13 protein-coding genes and 1 pseudogene are annotated in these 19,812 nt (G+C 58.0%); 10 read left to right on the top strand and 4 right to left on the bottom strand.

Going from position 1 to position 19,812, the window contains the following annotated elements; genetic code table 11:
* Positions 1 to 86: 86 nt before the first annotated feature.
* From OIU19_RS01790 to OIU19_RS01775, 4 genes and pseudogenes are all read right to left on the bottom strand, one after another.
* The gene (locus tag OIU19_RS01790; RefSeq protein WP_264232957.1) at positions 87 to 5,258 is read right to left on the bottom strand and encodes an RHS repeat-associated core domain-containing protein; all 5,172 of its coding nucleotides are present in this window, start codon (positions 5,256 to 5,258) and stop codon (positions 87 to 89) included.
* A 359-nt stretch (positions 5,259 to 5,617) separates the two neighbouring features.
* A pseudogene (locus OIU19_RS01785) lies at positions 5,618 to 5,844 on the bottom strand (hypothetical protein); the annotation flags it as partial.
* Positions 5,845 to 6,921 (bottom strand): aromatic ring-hydroxylating dioxygenase subunit alpha, encoded by a 1,077-nt coding sequence (locus tag OIU19_RS01780; RefSeq protein ID WP_264232955.1) that lies wholly within the window; start codon positions 6,919 to 6,921, stop codon positions 5,845 to 5,847. It lies immediately after the preceding pseudogene.
* A gap of 36 nt (positions 6,922 to 6,957) precedes the next feature.
* On the bottom strand, positions 6,958 to 7,911 hold the full coding sequence (locus tag OIU19_RS01775; RefSeq protein ID WP_264232953.1) for a PDR/VanB family oxidoreductase: 954 nt from the start codon (positions 7,909 to 7,911) through the stop codon (positions 6,958 to 6,960).
* Positions 7,912 to 8,197: 286 nt separating this feature from the next.
* Here OIU19_RS01775 and OIU19_RS01770 point away from each other — a divergent pair, with 286 nt between their 5' ends.
* The 10 genes from OIU19_RS01770 (at position 8,198) to OIU19_RS01725 (ending at position 19,806) form a co-directional block, all read left to right on the top strand.
* Entirely contained in the window at positions 8,198 to 8,668 is a 471-nt protein-coding gene (locus OIU19_RS01770) for a MarR family winged helix-turn-helix transcriptional regulator (RefSeq protein WP_264232951.1), read from the top strand.
* Positions 8,669 to 9,039: 371 nt separating this feature from the next.
* Positions 9,040 to 10,719 (top strand): DUF1302 domain-containing protein, encoded by a 1,680-nt coding sequence (locus OIU19_RS01765; RefSeq protein WP_264232949.1) that lies wholly within the window; start codon positions 9,040 to 9,042, stop codon positions 10,717 to 10,719.
* A gap of 12 nt (positions 10,720 to 10,731) precedes the next feature.
* Positions 10,732 to 12,096 (top strand): DUF1329 domain-containing protein, encoded by a 1,365-nt coding sequence (locus OIU19_RS01760; RefSeq protein ID WP_264232947.1) that lies wholly within the window; start codon positions 10,732 to 10,734, stop codon positions 12,094 to 12,096.
* A gap of 58 nt (positions 12,097 to 12,154) precedes the next feature.
* Positions 12,155 to 13,252 (top strand): BNR domain-containing protein, encoded by a 1,098-nt coding sequence (locus tag OIU19_RS01755; protein WP_264232945.1) that lies wholly within the window; start codon positions 12,155 to 12,157, stop codon positions 13,250 to 13,252.
* Positions 13,253 to 13,256: 4 nt separating this feature from the next.
* Positions 13,257 to 15,722, top strand: a complete 2,466-nt coding sequence (locus OIU19_RS01750) for an RND family transporter (RefSeq protein ID WP_264232943.1) — start codon at positions 13,257 to 13,259, stop codon at positions 15,720 to 15,722.
* Positions 15,723 to 15,834: 112 nt separating this feature from the next.
* Positions 15,835 to 17,040 (top strand): MFS transporter, encoded by a 1,206-nt coding sequence (locus OIU19_RS01745; protein ID WP_264232941.1) that lies wholly within the window; start codon positions 15,835 to 15,837, stop codon positions 17,038 to 17,040.
* An 8-nt stretch (positions 17,041 to 17,048) separates the two neighbouring features.
* Positions 17,049 to 17,195 carry a hypothetical protein gene (locus OIU19_RS01740; protein ID WP_264232939.1) on the top strand — a complete coding sequence of 49 codons (147 nt, stop codon included), beginning with the start codon at positions 17,049 to 17,051 and terminating at the stop codon, positions 17,193 to 17,195.
* A gap of 78 nt (positions 17,196 to 17,273) precedes the next feature.
* A complete protein-coding gene (locus OIU19_RS01735; protein ID WP_264232937.1) occupies positions 17,274 to 17,846 on the top strand; it encodes a cupin domain-containing protein in 573 nt (190 codons plus the stop codon).
* Positions 17,843 to 18,835, top strand: a complete 993-nt coding sequence (locus tag OIU19_RS01730; protein ID WP_264232935.1) for a fumarylacetoacetate hydrolase family protein — start codon at positions 17,843 to 17,845, stop codon at positions 18,833 to 18,835. Before OIU19_RS01735 ends, OIU19_RS01730 begins: the two co-directional genes overlap by 4 nt.
* On the top strand, positions 18,826 to 19,806 hold the full coding sequence (locus tag OIU19_RS01725; protein ID WP_264232932.1) for an NAD-dependent epimerase/dehydratase family protein: 981 nt from the start codon (positions 18,826 to 18,828) through the stop codon (positions 19,804 to 19,806). Before OIU19_RS01730 ends, OIU19_RS01725 begins: the two co-directional genes overlap by 10 nt.
* Positions 19,807 to 19,812: the final 6 nt, after the last annotated feature.

Genomic DNA, 19,812 nt, shown 5'->3' with positions numbered 1-19,812 from the left:
CAACCTGGGCATTTTGAATGCTACAGCTTGGGCGCTGTTGGACTTGAATACAACACGTCCAACAGCGCCCAGCGTTTTTTCCCCCATTAATGAGTCCTGAACATACGGCCCACCGGATAACGCTTGGCAAACCCATCCCAGTTACCCCAAGGCAGCCAAGTATCGTTATTCACTTGGCCGTTGATTGTATCGGCTGAGTCGTTGAAGGTGTTGGTCAGGCCCAGCACACCTGTAACGGTACAGATGAGGGTATTCGCGTCACCGCTGTCAAATATCTGTCCCAGTGCTTTCCAAGACGGTTGAGGTTGATGAAGAGGCGCGTTTAGATCGTCTATCAGATTATCCATAGCTGCAAAGGACCCGCGGCGTTGACCGATTTCCCGCATGGGTATTTCACTTCTTACCTGTGGGGTCACTGTAGGTCTATATTTGCTTGCCGCGCCTCCAGCCTTGTCCAACAGATGCTGCAGACACTTACCAGAGCGATTGCCCAGCTTCGTTGACAGCTTGCGCAGGGCTTTCATTGCGAACATCCCCGATTTTCTCAGCCCAGTCGCGCCCCCTGCAGCAATTGTTGTGGCGAAACTGACCCAGCCCAGTATCTCGGCGGTGTTGGGGTCCGTGTCTTCAATTGCTACGGACGCCACGGCCGTTGCAAATGCAACTACTGATAGCCCGATGACTGCTACCGTTAGATAAATGCTCAGGCCACCCGTAGCGATTGCGGTAGCAACCCCAAGTCCCGCCCAGAAGACAGTGGAAATAATGTTCGCCGCTTTTTCACCCACCACCTCGGCAAGGCCTTTATGGGCCTCTTCGGAGAACAGATAAGACGTAAACAAGCTAGCAGCGGTAATGATTAGCCCAAACCAAAAGTGGCCTGAAGGATCTTGACGATTGACCGGGTCACCGTCGCAGTACCCATACGCATGCACACCACCTTCGCCAAACGGGCTTAGACTGTCCTGGCTATAAAAGCACATTGTTCCCGGTGCGTACCAGCGGTACCCGTTGCCCAGTGGGTATTGATCATTATCGGCATCGCGGTACTCGCCGTTGAAACCTGTCAGTGCTTCGCTCTCCAGCGAACTGTGTTTGCCGTAAGCGGTGTAGGCGTGATGGACCAATGTCTCGGCAGTCAGGTCATAAGTAATCAGCACTGTCCCGTTGAAATCCTTGAGTTGGATCAGAAACCGTTTTACTCCAGCTTTGACAATACAAATAACAGAGCTGCCAGCACCTTCCAGGCAACAATGGCGCATAGCGCTGGAGTTGACTGCATACTCCCCGCGTACGGTCAAGTCATCATAGATAATCTGGTTATGATCCTGGCCGTCACCCGATGTCATCAGCCGGTTTAGGGGGTCGTAGGAGTAGCGTTTGCTGCCAGCTTTAACCCTCCGTCCTAACACATCATACTCATAGGTTTTACCGGTGTGGTCTTTAATCACACGGCCAGCGCTGTCATACAAAAGCGGTCCGCTAGCACCCAAGGATTCCTCGCTGTGCTTCACTTCGATGAGTCGTGTCTGGTTGTAGGAATAGGTAGAGGTAGCTAGCGGTGAGGAGGCGAATTGCGTCGTGCAGAGCTGGATGTTACCCAGATCATCATAGGTGAACTGTTGTCGTTCAATGGCTTTGCCGTTCGCCGTTGGTTGCCATACACCGGAAGTGCTGCAGCTGGCGAGTTTACCTTGTGCATTGTAGCTCAATGTGCGCTCACCCAGCACCTTGCCATCTTGAGTCAATTGCGTCTTTGCCAAGCGTCCACGGGTGTCATAGCTCCGGGTAATTTTCAGTTCCCCCTTGTGTGTGTTGAACGTGCGTTCGATTTCGCGGCCTTCAGTGTCGTACTCATAGTGGGTACTCAATGGGTGGCTGACCCCAAGTGTGGTCTTTGTGCGTGTGCCTTTACTCACGCTTAGCGTTTCATTAGCCAACTGGCCCGAAGTGTTATAACTAAAATGCAACTCACTTAGTTCGGAGCCACCGGCGTGTTGGTGCTTGGCCGTGGATCGCCTGCCATGGTCATCGTAGTCGAAAACGGTTGTACCACCACTGGCATCGTCCTCAGAAAGCAGGCGCCCTGCCAGCGAACGTTGATAAACGGTGGTATTTTTGGTTTCGGGCGTTTCATGCTTAGCCGATTTAGGTGTTACGGAGGACTTGAATTGTGCTTCAAGCCGAGTTACGCCACCGTATGGGTCATGGGTGAACCGAATATGCTGGTTTTCTTCGACGGCGCATGAGATAGGCTTACAGGCCGTTGCATAGGTAAATTGTTGTGCGAGCGAAGTGCTAGTTTCCTTGATGCTGGCGACTCGATTACCGAGTTCCTTGACATAGGTGTAGGTGAGTGTTTTGCCGTCGGCAGTGACTTTCGAGCTGGGTACCAAACTAGAGTCTTGATAGGAAAACGTTTCCGTGTACCCGTTGCGTGTGATGGTTGTCAATCGTCCCGCCTCATCAAATGTGCGGCCGCCGAGTTTATAATTGTTTAGATATACATGGGTAGGCTTCGTTGCAAGCAAGTCATCAGGATACATGTAACTGTAATTTGTTTTGTGTGTGCGGCTGGATGAAGACGTACGGCCTGAGAGAATGCTGTTGAGCGTGCTCTCATTGAAGATTGGTTTTTCAAATATGCGATGTGTTATCATGCGATGGCGGCCGACAGCGTCGTAGTTATAGATCGCCGTACGACATACTTCGACGTCCAATTCCACATGCCGATGGACTGAGCCAGCCCCGCAGTAGGTGAAGCCTTCGATTTTTCGAAGTGTTCCCGTAGCGTCTCTCCATTCTATTTTTTTTACGGTATCGTCGGCATTGTAATAAGTGAATTTTCCGTGGAGGTCGTCGAGTGCGCCTTGCCGTTCAACGCGCATGTGCTGCACAGGGTCATAGCTGTTGACGGCCACCTCACCCGTGGAGAGGCGCTGGACTGCTGCGTTACCCCAACTGTCATACTCATAGTCACAACGTTGCGTGACGATTTTTACTCCATTTACACCTGGCAAGTAATCGTAGTGCAGGGTGGCGCTTGGGCGTCCACAGTTATCGAACTCTGCGGCCTTCACCAACTTCCAAGACGCAGTTTGGTTGTTCGAGACAGGCACTGCTAGATGCTCTTTGACAACATTGCCCCGCCCATCGTAATCATAAGCTCGACGGACACCGTTGGGTTCAATAACCTCCACACGAGAGGCCGAAGGGTACTGATAAAGCGTGGTTTCACTGAATTCTTTACTCTTGGCGCACGTGGTGCGCTTGGTCAGTCGCCCATAGGCATCATAGTCAAATGTCGAGCAGTTACCGTCGGCGTCGGTTTCACTGATAAGCCGGCCGTTGAGGACATTGTAGGTCTGAGAGGTTTTTTGCTCAATCGTCCCGAAGTGCTCAGCAGTCGTTGTCGTAAGGGCAAAACCAGACAGGCTATGGGTGATCGTTTTAAGGGACTCATATCCTGTTGAGTGCAGGGTCGTCAATTGTGTCAGTCCACGCTCCCCATAGAGGTAACGTTGTACGATCCACTGCTCATCGTTTCTGAATGACTGTTTGCGTTCGGAGGGGCGTGACTCATTGGTTGTGTAAGTGAACTGTGCTGTCGTAGAGGTGCCGTCAGGGTATGTGGTTCTTTCTGTCGCTATTTGACTTGGGATGAATGTGTAGCCATCGTTACCATTGTTTTTAACGGTATGGCTCTTGGTGAGATACGTCCACTCTGTGGTGTCTTGTGGGCTGCTACGTTTGATGATTCGTGCGTTTTCGAATACGCTCTTGGTTTCAGATTTTAGCTTGCCATTGACGAAGTTTTGCGTAGAAGTGGAGCTGTCTTCATAGACGTAAACCGTGCTTGCGGTGTGGGGGTCGCCAGATGAATTTTGGGTTGACGTCATTAGGATCTGATGATCGACACCAAAAAGGATCATTTCGACTTGATTTCCGGATTCGATCTTGGTGTGATAGGGATGTTGCAATTTTAAGTCGATATTGAGTGCGTAGATTAGAAGCATGATTTGTTCGGTATAAGTGTGTTCGTAATAGAGCTCTGATGTGTGTGTTGCGTCAGGTAGTTTGTAGTCTTCTTCTTGGATGCTGGACCATTTAATTCTAGGGTTCTCTTGAAAGCTCGTAATGATATTTTCGTATGCGTTGAAAACATCTGCTGGTAACCATGCTCCTATAGCTCGGTATTCTAGATGTTTGAGTAGGGCATCGTGAAAATCTTGTTCAACTCTGTCAGGCTTGTGCTTCAAATACTCTGCCAGGTCCGAGAGTTGCTGTGTGCTGAGCGTGTAGAGCCCCGCTTTTTCGTAGGTGTATTGCTTGGTGACTTTTGTTGCTTCATTTGCAGGCGCAGTTATGTGCGTTGCAACGCAAGGGAGTTTTGATAACTTGCTGTCATTCAGGAAGCTGAGGCCGTTATCCTTGTATATGACCGTTTCGGTCAACCCTTCTGGGGTCGTTAACGCGCTCAGCAAATAGCCGCATTCCAAGTGGTCATCATAGGAAAAGGTGTATTGATGGCCTTCAGGTAGAGTGACAGATGTTAATGCATAGTCCTTGAGTGTCAATGCGTAAGTGCAGGCAAGGGTATCGAAAGCCTCCCAAAAATTTACATCAATTGTTTGAATACCAGCATCATCGGCAGCGTATTTCAGGCGCACATGCACTCTCGCTTCATCCGGCGTAGCATTTTCTGCAGGCGCGGTGTCTGCTATGCTAGCCAGCCTGATTTGGTAATGTAGTGCATCATCAAGTTCTTGCTCTTTTACCTCCCACTCAAGGGTGGCGAAGCTTTTACCATCCTGGCTGATACTTACCGGTATGAATATCTGGCTCCGATCTGCACGCTTCAAAACCTCAACTCGCCCGTCAGGTCGTTTGACCGTCAGGGTCTTGTGGTCTGCAGCCCAGTAGGCAATGACCAAGGGGCCAGGAAGGTCCTTGTTGTTCTCAACGGTTACGGCCTCACCAGAATGCAGCCGCAGCTGTTTATTGGCTTCATTGTAGGTGGTAAATGCAAACGACCAGCCATCACCAAGGCCTGCGCGATTATTGACCATGGGGGTGTAGCTAAGGCTCATGTCAATTGCCGGCCCCAAGCCCATGTTGCAGGTAATTGTGGGTAATGGCACATACGCCTCGAATAGCCCTGTGCGCGCGTCTACCCCCGTGCTTTTCTTGCTGGTGGTGTTGAATATTTCGTGATTTTCGCCATCACAAGGATCAATACCCATGGCATTGTGTAACATATACCACCTCACGCTTTATAAGGCACCGAACTGGTGTGTTCGCATGAAAGGTGGCATCTGTACATCTTGCACGTCTACTGACAAAAATGTCAGGTGGGTAGAAGTGGCCAAGGTCGAACTTCGCCGCGCCTGTTCGACTTATTGAGGCGTGAAGCCGACGTTGCCCTTAGAAATGTTCCCTTCGACCAACCGGTTATCGTTCAGCGCAAAGTGATGAACGTTCGATATGCGGTGTACGCGGCGCAGAACTACAGCGTCGCTAGCCATACAGGGGAGGGGGTCAACCTGATTCTGATGAATGCAGACCTCAAGCATTTTCCGGATGTGGCGTAGGCCGTTGATTGGAGGCTGATTGCAAGCCCCCGCCAACGTCCGACTAAACCCGCGCTAAGCAGATAGCCAGGGCGCAGGCCACTGAGGCCCAGTCAGCGGCTACGGAAGAAGCCGTAAAGGCCATTACCAACACGTCGAATCCGTCCAGCATGTTGATTACAAAATAGCGTGCGATTACCCACCACTGGAAGGCGGACATTCTTTTCTCATCAAGCTGATTCGCCGCGTAGCACGATATAAATGTACTGGGCATTCAAGGGGTGGAGTGACAAAGCTTTTCTATGATCCGGCGGGCCCTGTTGGCACCGACGTCAACATGAATATCGATCGTCTGCCGTTCACCGAATCGACACATGTTCTTGTATTGGGATTCGATAACAACTTTGTCCTCATCAAATGTCATGATCGTTTGCTCAACTACTTTCGCTTTAACTTCTTCGTGATTGCTTTCCGGGTTGGTGGCGATGGTCCAGAAGTAATGGCTAGTGGTTTCGGTTTCCGGGGTCACGCCGTGGAAGCCGCGCATGTGAAAGCCGCCCCGCTGCGGATTGTCCAGGGGCTCGGTTCCGGCATCTACAGCGCCGGTCCAAATACGCAAGTGGCTGATATGAAACTCAATTTCCTGCCAGCGATCAACAGTGCCTTTGAATGGGTAGGCGGCGACATAGGTCGGCGGTGGGACAGAGTCAGGCATGTGTCGAACAACGCGCACCGAATGGTCGTCACTTTCAACCGTCATTTGGGCGTTCATGTGAACGCTGGCGTTGCCGCCAATGGTGCGTAGGTGGACATAGCCCAAATGGCTTAGATCCATCAAGTTGTCGTGTATGAGCTGATAGGGCGCGTCGTAGTGATACACGTCACCCTCAAAAAGATAATGCCCGTTAGTGTGAACATCGTAGGCAGGGGGTTCATCGATAGGCGCTGGGTGTTCGGGGCTGCCAAACCAGATCCAAACGATCTGGTCTTTTTCCACCACGTGAAAGGCTGTCACTTTTGCTTTGCCAGGAATTTTTTCCTGACCGGGGATCTCAATGCATTTTCCGGCTTCATTGAACAGGAGACCGTGATAGCCGCAGCGAAGGCCGCTGGCTTCAAGTGTTCCATCGGACAGCGGTAGTGCCCTGTGACAGCATCGGTCTTCGAGTGCCGCCACCTTGCCATCCGCTGTGCGGAACATCACGACTGATGTGTTCAGCAAGGTTCGGCCCACGGGACGATCCTTGAGTTCCCAGCCCAACGCAGCCACATACCATTGATTGAGCGGGAATGGGGAAGGCTTGGCCGGTGCAATATCCTGGGCGAGTGACTGAAGGGGAGAGGCAGTCATAGGTGTCTCCGTTGCAGTGAATGTAGTGGGTTGAGATCAGAGGTCAATTACGAGTCGAGGTGACTTTGCCCGGGAGCAGCACGGCGTGAAGCAATCATTCCTGGCGTGTTCATCGGCGGTCAGGAATTGATCCTTGTGATCGGGGATACCCTCCAGCACGCGTGTCACGCATGTTCCACACACGCCTTGTTCGCAGGATGTTTGAAGTTCAATTCCCGCGTCGTCCAACACCTCGAATACGCTGCGGTCGGCTGGAATTTCAAAGGTTCTACCGCTCCTGGCGAGCACTACCTCGAAAGGCCTGTTTGAACCCTGGTCACCGATCTGGCCCGCAAAGAACTCTCGATGCATGCGCGCTTGCGGCCAGCCGGCAGCCTCGCCGGTTTCCAGAATGTGGTTCATGAAGCCGGTGGGGCCGCACACATACAGATGGCAACCTTGATCGACCGTATCGAGAATGGCGGCGGCATTCAGTTTTTGCTGCTGCACACCGCTGTCATCATGGAAAGTGATGCAGTCCGCGAACGGCGCATGAGCAAGTGCGTTGACGAATGCTGCACGGTCGCTGGAGCGGAAGCAGTAATGAAGCTCGAACGCCAGGCTGCGATGCGAAAGCTCATAAGCCATGGCCAGGATTGGGGTAATACCAATGCCTCCGGCAAACAGCAGGTGACGCTTTGCGCTGTGGTCGAGCTGGAACAGATTGCGTGGCGCACTGATCGTCAGCGTTTGGCCTTGCTCTACAGCGCAGTGCATTGCCTGGGAGCCGCCGCGGGAGCTAGGCTCCCTCAGAACACTGATGAGATAGCGATTACGCTCTCGTGGGTCATTGCACAGCGAGTACTGGCGAATGAACCCGCCTGGTACATGAACGTCGATGTGGGCACCGGCTTCAAATGGCGGAAGTGATCCGCCATCCAAGGGGCTCAATTCAAAGCTGCAAACACCTTCTGCTTCGATTGCCTTGCGGCTGACGTTGACTTCAAACATGACTCCCCCCTCCACATTCAAGTGGCTAATGAAAGTTCACAGGTCAAAGATCGACCGGGAGGAGGTCAGCCTGGCGCGAATGGCGGCAGCTCTGGGTTGCAGCCAGGCACGCGGGAAGTGACTAGGTGACGGGTATTCATGGCACTACCTGATAATTATTTTTGTGGGGTGCTGTGACGGCATATCATGCTGGACCTGGCCCCAGCTATCGGTTGACTAAATCCTCGGATCAATTGGTTGCGGTGTCAACTAATTTTTTCCAAGGCCAATTGAAGGTGTGCTATCGATGTCCACAGCCCCCCAGCTAGACCTCGCCCGCTATGTACCCGCGCTGCTGAATTTTTTGTCGAACAAACTCTCCTCAGGGGCTTCGCAGTGCTATCGAAAACACTTCGGGATTGGCGTTGTGGAGTGGAGGATGCTGTCCATGCTGGCAGTGGAAAGCGGGATTACGGCGAATCGTATCTGCCAGGTGATCGGTCTCGATAAAAGCGCTGTTAGCCGCTCTCTACAGGCGCTGGAAGCGGCAGGGCGAGTTCGTACGCAAGTAGACCCTGCTGACGGAAGGCGCTACACCGTTTCCCTTACCGAGAGCGGTGTGCAGTTGTACAACCGGGTCTTGAAGGTTGCGCTTGAACGAGAGCGTCGCTTGCTGAGTGGCCTCTCGTCAGCCGAAGTCGATACCTTGATCAACTTGCTTGGACGCTTGAACACCCAGGTCTCCCACGTCAACGACTACGACCCAGAGAAACCCTGAGCGTGCTGGCAATGCTCTTTATCCGCTCGGCGACCTAGCTGCTCCTGAAGTAACGCTACCAGCTAGCGGCGCCCCCTTGCGCTATCAAGCTTCCAGGCAGCCTTCGCACCTTTGCGTGGGCATGCTTGCTCCTCGGACCACCGCTACCGCTCGATTCAATACTTGACGCCAAGTATCGCGATTGCCGATAGGTCACATCCCAACAAGCGATTAGTCAGAGCCCTGCACTGAGGTCAACCTGTTCCCGTCGTCTGGTCTATCCCGCCAGCTGACTTCACCTCGGCAGGTCGATCGCATCGATCCCGTTCGCCCCGTCCGGCCGTGGTGGCAAAGAAAATTGCCAACAAAAACAATAAAAGAGGGTTCGCTCGATGGCTATTCGCTCCATCGCCGCAGCGCGGCGTGCGCCTTTCACTCTGACGCTCGCCACTGCCATGGTCTGCGGTCTTCCATGTGCCCAGGCGTTTGAAGTGCAGACCGACAACCCTGACCTCAGTCTGCGGTGGGACAACACGCTCAAGTACAGCTCTGCGTGGCGCCTGAAGGACCAAAGCAGCAAGCTCAGCAGCAGCTCGGTGGCGTTGAACCAGGACGATGGCGACCGCAACTTCGACAAGGGCCTGATCTCCAACCGCCTGGATGTACTCTCTGAACTGGACATTGGCTACCGCGAATACGGCGCGCGGATCAGTGGTGCGGGCTGGTTCGATACCCAATACCAGAAAGACAACGACAACAATGACCCGGCGCGGGCCAACCAGCGTTCGGTTGCCTACGACGAATTCACCGACGACACCCGCCACTTGCACGGCGGCGACGGCGAGCTACTGGATGCCTTTGTCTACTGGAACGGTGATCTGGCCGACCGCGCGCTCTCGGTACGTCTGGGCCGCCACGGGCTGATCTGGGGCGAAAGCCTGTTCTTCGGCGCCAACGGTATCGCTGGCGGCATGGCACCGGTAGACGTGGTCAAGGCGGTGTCGGTACCCAACACCCAGTTCAAGGAAATCACCCGGCCGGTCAGCCAGCTGTCTACCACCTATCAACTGACCGATGCGCTGTCAGTCGGCGCTTACTACCAGTTCGAATGGGAAGAAACCCGTTTGCCGGGGGCTGGCAGCTATTTTTCGGTCAGCGACACCATTGGCGAAGGTAACGAGCGACTGATTGTCGGCGCACCGTTCCCGCCATTTCTGGGCGGCAACCCCGGCAGCCCGGCAGCCTTTTTCCACGGCAACGACAAAGAAGCCAAGAGCTCGGGGCAGGGTGGCCTGCAGTTACGCTACACCGCCGACACCGTTGAGTACGGCCTTTACGCCATCCAGTACCACGACAAATCCCCCAAGCTGTACTTGAAGCCAAGCGCTACCGGACCGAACTTCGCCACCGGCCAGATCGGCGAATACTACTGGGTCTATCCCGAAGAAATCCGTGCACTGGGCGCAAGCTTTGCCACCACGGTGGATGAGTACAGCTTCGCCGGTGAAGCCTCCATGCGCTGGAATATGCCGCTGGTTTCCAATGGCCAGACCGTTACACCGGGCATGGTTGCCGACAATGACGACCATCCGCTTTATGCCGTGGGGCGCACGGCGCACCTGAACCTCAACATGCTGGCTTCGCTGGGCCCCTCGTTCATCGCAAACGAGGCAAGCCTCGTCGGCGAAATCGCCTGGAACCGCTTGCTCAGCGTCACCAAGAACCGTGCTGCGCTGGACCCGAGCGCTACCGACGACGGCGTTGGCATCAAGTTGGTGTACAGCCCGACGTACCGGCAGGTTTTCCCTGGCATCGACCTCAGTGTGCCAGTGGGCGTCAGCTACTTCCCCATGGGCAAATCGGCGGTGATCAGCAGCTTCGGCCCAGACCGCGGTGGCGATTTCAACATCGGCCTGAGTGCCACCTACCTGGACCGAGTCACCTTCGGCCTGACCTACACCCACTACTACGGCCCAGAGGACACCAACCTCAACGCCGCCAGCCAGTTTACCTTCAAACAATCACTGAAAGACCGGGACTACCTGGCCTTCTCGGTCAAAACAACATTCTGAGGGGACGCGTGCATGAATATTCCTTTCTCACTCAAGCACTTTTGTGTGGCCCTGCTCGGCACCGCCGCGCTCACTTTGCAACCCGTGCAAGCCGCAGGCCCGGATGATCTGGGCAAGCAACTGACGCCCCTGGGTGCTGAGCGCGCCGGTAACGCTGACGGCAGCATTCCGGCCTGGGACGGCGGTTACACCAAGGTGGACCCCTCGTTCAAAGCGGGTGGCAAACGTGGCGATCCGTTTGCCGCTGACAAACCGCTGTACAGCATCACTAGCAAGAACATGGACCAGTACGCGGCCAAGCTCAGCGATGGCACCAAAGCCATGTTCAAGCGTTACCCGGAAACCTATCGCATCGACGTTTATCCAACCCGGCGCAGCGCTGCAGCTCCGCAATGGGTGTACGACAACACCCTGAACAACGCCAAGCACGCCAAGCTTGTGCAAAGCAGTGCAGGCCTTGTGCCCGAAGGTGCCTACGGCGGTATTCCGTTCCCGATCCCGAAAGACGGCACAGAGGCGATGTGGAACCACATTCTCAACTGGCGGGGCACGTCACTGGCGATGGATTTCCGGCATTACCTGATCACCGCCGATGGCGCCCAAGTGCTCACCACTGACGGCAAAGCGGTGCAGGAGATGCCCTATTACTACAAGGATGGTAATGCCGCCAGCTTCGATGGTGACTATTGGCTGTTCCGCCTGCTCAACGTTGGCCCGCCATTGCGGGCAGGCGAACAAATCATGGGACGGACCAACCTCAATGGCGACAAGTCTGAGGCCCACGTCTATCTGACCGGCCAAAGACGAGTACGCAAGCTGCCCAACGCCTGCTGCGACACCCCTACGCCGGCGACCGCAGGCGTGATGTCGTTCGATGAGCTGAGTGTATTTCAGGGGCGCCTGGACCGCTTCAACTGGAAGTTGATGGGCAAGCAAGAGATGTACATCCCCTACAACACCAACAAGGTCCAGGCTGCCGGTAAGCCTGAAGACCTGTTCGACAAACATCACCTGAACCCTGACCAAGTGCGCTGGGAGCTCCATCGCGTATGGGTGGTAGACGCAGAACTTGCACCCGGCAAGCGTCACCAGTTGCCCAAAGGGCGGTACTACCTCGACGAGGACACCTGGCAAGCCATGCTCGGTGACCGCTGGGACGCCAATGGCCAGTTGGCCAAGACCCTGTGGTCGCTGCCTGCGGTGATGCCAGACCTGCCGGCGGTGGCCCAGTTGTCTTCGGGCTTCTACGACCTGGTGTCCGGTGCTTGGTTCATCCAGAACGTTTACACCGGCAAAACCCAGCAGTACGCCTCGGTCGAACGTTACAAACCTGCTGAATTCTCACCTGCCGCAATGGCCGGGCGGGGCGTGCGCTGACGATGTACAGGGGAGGGTGCACAGCGCCTTCCCCTCCTGCGACAGAATCGAGGTAGATATGAACACACTGCGTCAGTTGAGTGGCCTGTTGTTGGCCCTCCTTGTGCCTTTTGCGCCATATTGCCTGGCTCAAGGGCTGGTGGTCGGCGACGTATTACAGAGCCCGGCGGCCAAGGTTGCCAACCCTCAGCGCGGGGTTTTCACTGCCCTGGCCTTGGCGGGCAAGCGCCTGGTGGCGGTAGGTGAACGCGGACTGATCCTGCTATCCGATGATAACGGCGAGCATTGGCGTCAAGCCAGCGTGCCGGTGTCGGTGGGGCTCACCGCAGTGCAGTTTGTCGATGCCAATGTCGGCTGGGCCGTGGGCCATGGCGGTGTGGTACTGGGGACTGGCGACGGTGGCGAAAGCTGGCGACTTCAGCTCGATGGCCTGCGTGCAGCGCAGCTGGAATTGCAGGCAGCGCAAAGCGCCCTGTCGACTCAGGCACATGATGAAGCGGCGCAAGTACGCATACAAACCGCCGAACGCCTGCTCGCTGAAGGGCCCGACAAACCGCTCCTGGCGCTGGCAGCCAGTGACACTAAGCATGTACTGGTGGTCGGTGCCTACGGCCTGGCCATGCGCAGCGACGACGGCGGCGCGAGCTGGTACTCAGCGATGGGCCAGATCGACAACCCGATGGGCTTGCACCTGTATGCCGTGGCGCACCATGGTAATCAAGGTAATGCCTTGGTTCTGGCCGGCGAGCAGGGCTACTTAGCGCGGGCGCTGGACGGTGAACACTTCGAACAGATGAGCAGCCCCTACGCCGGCACGCTTTTCACCCTGGCCAGTCGCGGCGACGGTGCGCTGCTCATTGGCGGGCTAAAAGGCCACGCGTTTGTCCTGCCGCCCGGTGCCGAGCGCGCCGAAGTGTTGCCGACACTGACACCGGTGTCCTTCAGTGATGCCAGTGTTCTGAACGATGGTCGCGTGCTGCTGGCCAATCAAGCGGGCGGATTGTTTGCAAGCGCTCCCTCGGGCTTCACCCCGGTCTCCGAATCATTGCGCAAACCGGTCTCAGGCATCGTCCAGGCCGCCGATGGCAGCCTCGTTGCCGCGGGGTTCTCCGGGCTCTCGCGCCTGCCACAGCCTATCGTTTCCGCTTCGGAGTGAGTCAATGAATTCCGCTCGCCACACCCTGTCATCCGCGCCCGGTACCTTCGATCCTCGTTCTGGATCGCTAATCGAACGCGCACTGTTCAATCACCGCCATTGGGTGCTGTTGCTGTGCCTGCTGGCCACCGTGCTGCTCGGCTGGCAGTCGGGCCGCCTGGAGCTCAATGCCAGCTTCGAGAAGATGATCCCCACCGGGCACCCCTACATCGCCAACTACCTGGACAACCAGACGCAGTTGTCCGGCATCGGCAATGCTGTGCGTATCGCCGTCGCCAAACGCCACGGTGATATCTACGACGCCGATTACCTGCGTACCCTGCAGGCGCTGAGCGACCAGATCTACCTGTTGCCGGGTGTTGACCGTGCCTACATGAAATCGCTGTGGACGCCTGCCACCCGTTGGGTTTCGGTGACCGAAGAGGGCCTGGACGGCGGCCCGGTAATTCCCGATGAGTACGATGGCAGCCCATCATCGCTGGGCGAGCTGCGGCGCAACGTGCAATTGTCCAACGAGATCGGTCAATTGGTAGCCTTCGACCAGCGCTCCAGCATCATCTACGTGCCGCTGATGGCGCGCACGTCCGATGGCAAGCCGCTGGACTACCGGGTGTTGTCCGATCAGTTGGAGACGCTGCGGGCGAAGTACCAGAGCGACAGCGTGGATATCCACATCACCGGTTTCGCCAAGAAAGTGGGTGACCTGATCGAAGGCCTCGAGCAGATCCTGCTGTTCTTCGCTGTTGCCATCCTGATCACCACGGTGGTGCTCTACGGCTACACGCGTTGTGTGCGCAGCACCTTGCTGGTGGTGTTCTGCTCGCTGGTGGCGGTGGTCTGGCAGCTTGGCCTGTTGCCCCTACTGGGCTACGAACTGGACCCCTATTCGGTGCTGGTGCCGTTCCTGGTGTTTGCCATCGGCATGAGCCACGGCGCGCAGAAAATGAACGGCATCATGCAGGACATCGGTCGCGGCATGCACCGCGTGGTGGCTGCGCGTTTCACCTTCCGCCGACTGTTCCTCGCAGGCCTCACCGCACTGCTGTGCGACGCCGTGGGCTTTGCCGTGTTGATGCTTATCCAGATCCAGGTGATCCAGGACCTGGCGATCATCGCCAGCATCGGTGTGGCCGTGCTGATCTTCACCAACCTGATCCTGCTACCGGTGCTGCTCTCCTATGTTGGCGTCAGCCCCCGCGCCGCTGCGTTGAGCCTCAGAAGCGAGCGGGCCGAGGAGGGTGGTCAGGTGCGTCATGCATTCTGGCGCTTCCTTGACCTGTTCACCCGCAAGCCCTGGGCAGCCGTCTGCGTGGCAGTCAGCCTGGTGATGGCGGTGCTCGGCTTCATGGTCAGCCTGAACCTGGCCATCGGCGATCTTGACGCCGGGGCTCCGGAGTTACGCGCCGACTCGCGATATAACCTGGACGATGCCTTCATGACCCGCAGTTACGGGGCCAGCAGCGATCTTTTCGCGATCATGGTGCGTACACCAAACAGCGCCTGCGCACGCTACGACATCCTGCGCAAGGTCGATGAGCTGGACTGGCAACTGCGCAGCCTGCCGGGGGTGGACTCGACCAACTCGTTGGCGCTGCTCAATCGTCGGATGCTGGTAGGTCTCTCCGAAGGCAGCCCGAAGTGGTACGAACTGCAGAACAACCAGGCGATGCTCAACATGATCACCGCCAGCGCGCCGCGCGGCCTGTACAACGAGTCGTGCAACTTGCTCACGCTCTATGTCTACCTCTCCGACCACAAGGCGCAAACGCTGACCCGGCTGGTGGAGCACGTTGAAGCCTTCGCCGCTGCCAACAACACCGACGAAGTCAAATTCCAGTTGGCTGCCGGTAACGCCGGGATCGAGGCCGCTACCAACATCGTGGTCAAGGAAGCCAATCGCGAGATGCTGTTGTGGGTATACGGCGCGGTGATCTTGCTGTGTCTGATTACCTTCCGCTCCTGGCGCGCCACCCTCTGTGCCGTGATTCCGCTGATGCTTACGTCCATTCTCTGCGAGGCGTTGATGGTCTGGCTGGGCATCGGCGTCAAGGTCGCCACCTTGCCGGTGATTGCCTTGGGCGTGGGCATTGGCGTCGACTACGCGCTGTATGTGATGAGCATCATGCTCGGCCACCTGCGCCAGGGCGCCAGCCTTTCCGAAGCCTATTATCGCGCGCTGGTCTCCACCGGCAAGGTGGTGATGCTCACCGGCGTGACCCTGGCCATCGGCGTCGGCACCTGGATTTTCTCGCCCATCAAGTTCCAGGCCGACATGGGTGTGCTGCTGGCCTTTATGTTCGTCTGGAACATGGTCGGTGCATTGCTGCTGTTGCCAGCGCTCGCCTATTTCCTGCTACCAGCGCCCCGCCGCAGCGATGCAGTTGTCGCCGCCGAGCCAGTCGCCGATATGCAGCCCGCCAAGGCCGTCGCCACTGGCCGCCCACTGTTGCTGGATACCGCCACCCGCTGACCTTCGCCCCAACAACAAGAGCACATGGGTATGACGCCACTGATCGAGACTTTGCAAACATTCGGGCTCGCACTGCCACGCGACCTACGCACGGCCAAGGAGGCGCACGGCAATGAGTACTGAGCGCCAGGCGGGTTTGCCGCAATCGTTATTGCTGCTGTTTGGCAGCTGTTTGCCGGTGCTGGGCGCGGTGTTGCTGGCACCGGTACTGCCGCGCATGCAGGCGCATTTTGCCGATACACCCGGCGCCGAAGTGCTGGTGCCCATCAGCCTGACTATTCCGGCGTTGGTGATCGCGCTGCTGGCGCCGTTTGCCGGTGTCATCGCCGACCGCCTGGGGCGCAAGCCGCTGTTGCTGGCCTCGATGGTGCTTTACAGCCTCTGCGGGCTACTGCCGCTGTGGCTTGAGTCGCTGCTGGGAATTGTCATCAGTCGCGCCGGCCTGGGCCTGGCGGAGGCCGGCATCATGACCTGCTGCACGACGCTGATGGGTGACTACTACCAGGGCGGGCGCCGCGAGCGCCTGTTCGCCCTGCAGATGGTCGCCACTTCGGTTTCGGCAGCAGTGTTCATCGCCTTGGGCGGCGCACTTGGGCAAAACGACTGGCGTCTGCCTTTCGTGCTCTACGGCGCAGGCCTGCTGCTCGTGCCGGTGATGGCAATGCTGCTCTGGGAGCCGAAGGTCGCTAACGCCGCGGCATCGTCTGGCAAGGCTGAATACTTCCCGTGGCGCAGGCTCGTACCGTTGTACCTGCTCACCGTATTGGCGGGCATCAGCCTGTTCATCGTGCCGGTGCAAGCTGGCTTCCTGCTCACCTTGCTGCACGTCGATTCGCCCCAGCAGATCGGCATGACCATGGGTGCCAACCAGCTCGGCGTGCTGACCGGTGCACTGAGCTTCCGCCTACTCAACGGCCAGCGCCGGCAACACCTGCTGTTGCTGGCTTTCGCCACAGCCGGGGGTGGTGGGTTGCTAATGGCCACCACCGACAACCCAGCGCTGGTGGTGGTGGCGGTGCTGATCAATGGCCTGGGCATCGGATTGATGCTGCCGACCCTGATCACCTGGGTGATGAGACAGGTCGATTTCACCCAGCGCGGCCGCGCCACCGGAGGCTTCACCGCAGCCCTATTCGCCGGTGAGTTCATCAGCCCCCTGGTGGTGCTGGGCCTCAATGGCGGCGTGGTCGCCCAATTGCCTGGCGCCCTGACCGTGGTTGCTGTCGCCCAGTTGCTGCTGGCGCTCGCTTGCGTGGTGCTGGCGAAGTGTTTCCGTTCGCGCGGCGCTGGTGCTACCAGCACGCCTGATCACATCTAGAGGTAGCCATGCCCCAATCCCTGGAAAACGCCGCTCTCGACCAAAACGCCGAGGTAGATGCCGCCTTCTTCTGCAGTCTGGGATACGGCGACGATTCGGGTCTGCGCCCGTCCGGGCCGCGCCTGTCTCTCGAGCAAGGCTGCCGCATTCTCTAAGCAGCCGGTTTATCACCGCACAGAACACGATCGTCGACGATGGCCCCTCGTGATGGCAATTGATTGAAAGGAGTTTTCATGCAAGCACTTCCCCCATTCCAGCGCGTGGTCACCGGCCACGACAACGAGGGCCGCGCCGTGGTCACCCTGGCCGGCCCTACGCCTAACAACTTCCCGCTCAAGGCGGTGCCTGGCACCTTGTTCTATGAGGTCTGGAACACCAGCATCAGCCCGGCGCTGCTGGACAATGGCGCCGACCCAACTGACAAGCCCCTGCAACTGTCCCCCGGCGCCCTGGGCAGCGTTATCCGTGTTGTGGATATCCCGCCGGACAGCGTGCAGAACCAGGTCAGTGCCGAGGAGGCCGCTGCCGCCTTCGCCGAGATCGGCCAAGCCCATGCAGGCACTGGCAAGGCGGACTCCAGGCACAAGCTGATGCACCGCACCGAAACCCTCGACTACGGCCTCGTCACCGAGGGTGAAGTGTGGCTGGTGCTCGACGGCGAGGAAGTCCACCTCAAGCGCGGCGACATCGTGATCCAGCGCGGCACCAACCATGCCTGGAGCAACCGCACCGAGGACATGGCGCGGATGGTCTTCATCCTGCTTGACGGCCGCTACGCCCCCGAACTCAAGGAGATGCTGCAATGAAGCTTGCCACACTCGACGACGGCAGCCGCGACGGCCGCCTGCTTCTGGTTTCCAGGGACTTGAGCCGTGCGGTGGACGCCGCCGATATTGCCCCCACGTTGCAAGCGGCCGTGGATGACTGGCCGAACGTGGAGGCCGACTTGCGCGGCCGCTACGTTGCCCTTAACAAAGGTGAACTCGCTGGCGCCTTCGACTTCGATCCCAACCGCGTGATGGCACCGCTGCCGCGTGCCTGGCAATGGCTGGACGGCTCGTGCTTCCTCAGCCACGGCGAGCTGATGCAGCGCGCGTTCAACCTTGCGCCCATCGAAGGCGTAGAGTCCACCCCGCTGATGTACCAGGGCGCTGGCGACGACTTCCTTGGCCCGCAACAGGACATTGCACTGCCCAGCGAGGCCCATGGCATCGACTTCGAAGGCGAGTTCGCTGTGCTGGTGGACGAGGTGCCCATGGGCTGCACGGCCGAACAGGCACTGAAGCATATTCGCCTGGTACTGCAGGTCAACGACGTCAGCCTGCGGGCGTTGGCACCACGGGAGATGAAGACCGGCTTCGGCTTCGTCCAGGCCAAATCCTCCTCCAGCTTCGCCCCAGTCGCAGTTACCCCAGACGAGCTGGGAGATGCCTGGCACGACGGTCGCGTGCACCTGCCGCTGAAAGTGGAGTGGAACGGCCAGTGGTTTGGCCACCCGCATGGCGGCGCCATGCACTTCGGTTTCCACCAGTTGATCGCCCATGCCGCGCTGACCCGTCGCCTTGGCGCCGGTAGCGTGATTGGCTCGGGCACCGTTTCCAATGCCGACCGCAGCGTAGGGTCGGCGTGTATTTCCGAGCGCCGCGCCATTGAAATGATCGAACATGGCGCGCCACGCACCGGCTTTCTGCAATTCGGTCACCGCATTCACATGGAGGCTCGCAACACGGATGGTTCGCCGCTGTTCGGTGCGATCGATCAGCAGGTAGTCCAGGCAGCCCCGCCATGCGCGTGATGATTACCGGAGCTGCCGGTTTCCTTGGACGCTTGCTGGTACAACGACTGTTGGACAAGGGCCAACTGCGCGGCCAGCCGTTGGAAGCGCTGGTGTTACTGGATCATCGACTGGAGGGTTTACCTTCCGATCCGCGCCTGCGCTTGCTCGCTGGCAGCATCACACAGCCGACCCTGTTACGCCGCTCCCTGGCCGATGGCGTGGATGTCGTGTTCCACCTGGTGAGCATCCCCGGCGGGGCAGCCGAGGAGCATTACGCCTTGGGCCAGCAGGTGAACCTACTGGCGACCCTGGAACTGCTCGAGCAATTGCGCAACGCTGCGCGGCCACCGGTGCTGATCTACGCCAGCAGCGTGGCCGTGTACGGCGCGCAACTACCGGCACGCATGGACGAGCAGTGGATGCCGCGTCCGGCGCTGTCTTACGGCGCGCACAAGGTCATGGTGGAAACCCAGCTCAATGACCTCGCCCGCCGAGGCGAGGTAGACGGCCGCGCATTGCGGCTCCCGGGCATCGTTGCCAGGCCCCGCGAGCCCAATGGCTTGCGTTCGGCCTTCATGAGCGACCTGATGCACGCCCTTGCCGCCGGAGAAAACTATTGTTGCCCGGTGTCGCCGCAGGCCACCGCCTGGTGGATGTCGGCGCGTTGCTGCGTCGACAACCTGCTGCATGCTGCCGAACTGCAAGACCCCGGCCCTCAGCGGGTGTGGCAGTTGCCAGTGCTGCACCTGGCCATGGACCAAGTGGTCGAAGCCCTGGCCGAGGCGTTCGGCGACGACCGTCGAGCCTTGGTGAGCTACCAGCCGCACGCGGACCTGGAAGCGTTGTTCGGCCGCTATCCGCCCATGCGTACCCCGCAATCGCGAGCCCTGGGATTTCATCACGATGGCTCTGCCCAAACCCTGGTGCGTAACGCCCTTAGCCTGAGCCAACGCCCGCGCCATGCGCGCGCGTCATTACAAGCCCTTTGAGACCTG

Origin of the sequence: Pseudomonas sp. BT-42-2 (genome assembly GCF_025847435.2) — a bacterium.
Taxonomy (GTDB): Bacteria; Pseudomonadota; Gammaproteobacteria; order Pseudomonadales; family Pseudomonadaceae; genus Aquipseudomonas; species Aquipseudomonas urmiensis.
This window is presented reverse-complemented; position numbering and strand designations above follow the sequence as displayed.

Excerpts from the sequence above, each read along its gene's own strand:
- OIU19_RS01725 (WP_264232932.1), top strand. The coding sequence starts at position 18,826 with ATGCGCGTGATGATTACCGGAGCTGCCGGTTTCCTTGGACGCTTGCTG.
- OIU19_RS01730 (WP_264232935.1), top strand. The coding sequence starts at position 17,843 with ATGAAGCTTGCCACACTCGACGACGGCAGCCGCGACGGCCGCCTGCTT.
- OIU19_RS01765 (WP_264232949.1), top strand. The coding sequence starts at position 9,040 with ATGGCTATTCGCTCCATCGCCGCAGCGCGGCGTGCGCCTTTCACTCTG.
- OIU19_RS01775 (WP_264232953.1), bottom strand. The coding sequence starts at position 7,911 with ATGTTTGAAGTCAACGTCAGCCGCAAGGCAATCGAAGCAGAAGGTGTT.
- OIU19_RS01790 (WP_264232957.1), bottom strand. The coding sequence starts at position 5,258 with ATGTTACACAATGCCATGGGTATTGATCCTTGTGATGGCGAAAATCAC.
- OIU19_RS01750 (WP_264232943.1), top strand. The coding sequence starts at position 13,257 with ATGAATTCCGCTCGCCACACCCTGTCATCCGCGCCCGGTACCTTCGAT.
- OIU19_RS01780 (WP_264232955.1), bottom strand. The coding sequence starts at position 6,921 with ATGACTGCCTCTCCCCTTCAGTCACTCGCCCAGGATATTGCACCGGCC.
- OIU19_RS01735 (WP_264232937.1), top strand. The coding sequence starts at position 17,274 with ATGCAAGCACTTCCCCCATTCCAGCGCGTGGTCACCGGCCACGACAAC.
- OIU19_RS01745 (WP_264232941.1), top strand. The coding sequence starts at position 15,835 with ATGAGTACTGAGCGCCAGGCGGGTTTGCCGCAATCGTTATTGCTGCTG.
- OIU19_RS01740 (WP_264232939.1), top strand. The coding sequence starts at position 17,049 with ATGCCCCAATCCCTGGAAAACGCCGCTCTCGACCAAAACGCCGAGGTA.
- OIU19_RS01770 (WP_264232951.1), top strand. The coding sequence starts at position 8,198 with ATGTCCACAGCCCCCCAGCTAGACCTCGCCCGCTATGTACCCGCGCTG.
- OIU19_RS01755 (WP_264232945.1), top strand. The coding sequence starts at position 12,155 with ATGAACACACTGCGTCAGTTGAGTGGCCTGTTGTTGGCCCTCCTTGTG.
- OIU19_RS01760 (WP_264232947.1), top strand. The coding sequence starts at position 10,732 with ATGAATATTCCTTTCTCACTCAAGCACTTTTGTGTGGCCCTGCTCGGC.